This window comes from Micromonospora sp. NPDC005197, from assembly GCF_040608295.1.
GTDB lineage: Bacteria > Actinomycetota > Actinomycetes > Mycobacteriales > Micromonosporaceae > Micromonospora.
The window spans coordinates 1-1,055 of record NZ_JBEXHY010000278.1; the positions used below are offsets into that span (position 1 = coordinate 1).

1 protein-coding gene and 1 pseudogene are annotated in these 1,055 nt (G+C 75.3%); both read right to left on the reverse strand.

The genetic code is table 11. From position 1 onward, the window contains the following. Positions 1-242, reverse strand: a pseudogene (locus ABZU46_RS31805) (methyltransferase); the annotation flags it as partial. 9 nt (positions 243-251) lie between these two features. Further along, on the reverse strand, positions 252-1,055 hold an 804-nt coding region (locus ABZU46_RS31810), incomplete at its 5' end, for a methyltransferase (RefSeq protein WP_354863386.1).

A 1,055-nucleotide genomic window follows, 5' to 3' on the forward strand; every position in this document is an offset into this window, starting at 1 on the left:
ACCTCGGGTTCGACCTCGGTGAAGATGCCCTTGCCGGCGAGCGCCCGCAGGGCGCGCAGCAGCGACGGGGCGTGCGCGCCGGTGGCCTCGGCCAGTTCGGCCACCGGCCGTGGCCCGTCGACGAGCTGGTCGGCGACGCCCAGCTCGGCGACCGCGCGCACGGTGAACGGCACGATGTAGTCGGCCAGCTCGGTCAGTCGGAACACCGACTCGATGTCGATCCGGGGTCGGCTCGGGGCCATCGATACCTCCTAGGGGGATGTCAGCTGCGGCCCGGCGGGACCGGCGGCGATCACGGTGAGCGTGGGCGTGGCGACGACCCGGTCCAGCCGCAGGCCGGCGCCGGCCAACAGGTCGACGAGGTCGTCGCGGGTGCGGTGCCGACCGCCGGTGAGCACCAGGGTGTGCAGGTCGACGAGCTTCGCGACGTCGAAGACATCGCCGGTGGGGATGATCGCTTCCAGCAGCAGCAGCCGGCTCCGCGGGCCCATCGCCGCGGCGATGCGGCGCAGGATGGCCGTGGCGTCGGCGTCCTCCCAGCCGGGCAGGATCGTCTTGAGCACGTACAGGTCGGCGCCGGCCGGCAGCGGGTCGAAGAAGCTGCCGGCCACGATCCGGCACCGGTCGGCCACCCCGGCCCGGGCGAGCAGAGCCGGCGCGGCGGCCACCACGTGGGGCAGGTCGAGCAGCGTGCCGTGCAGCTGCGGGCAGCGGCTGAGCAGGCCGGCCAGGAACGCGCCGTCACCGCCGCCGACGTCGACGACGTGGCCGGCCTGCGCCCACGGCCACGCCGGCAGCACGGTGCGCAGGTGCAGCCGGGTGAGGCTCGACATCCAGCGGTCGACGGCGAGGCTGTCGGCGGGGTGCCCGGCCAGGTAGGTCCAGTAGTCGGCGCCGTGGACGCGGGGGAAGGCGGCCTCCCCGGTGCGCAGGCACCGGGTGAGCCCGGCCCAGGCGCGCACGTCCGCGGCCATCAGGGGGTACGCGTCGCGCAGCGACAGCGGGTGGTCGGTGCGCAGCGGCTCGGCGAGCTTGGTCAGGCCGAACACCTCGGG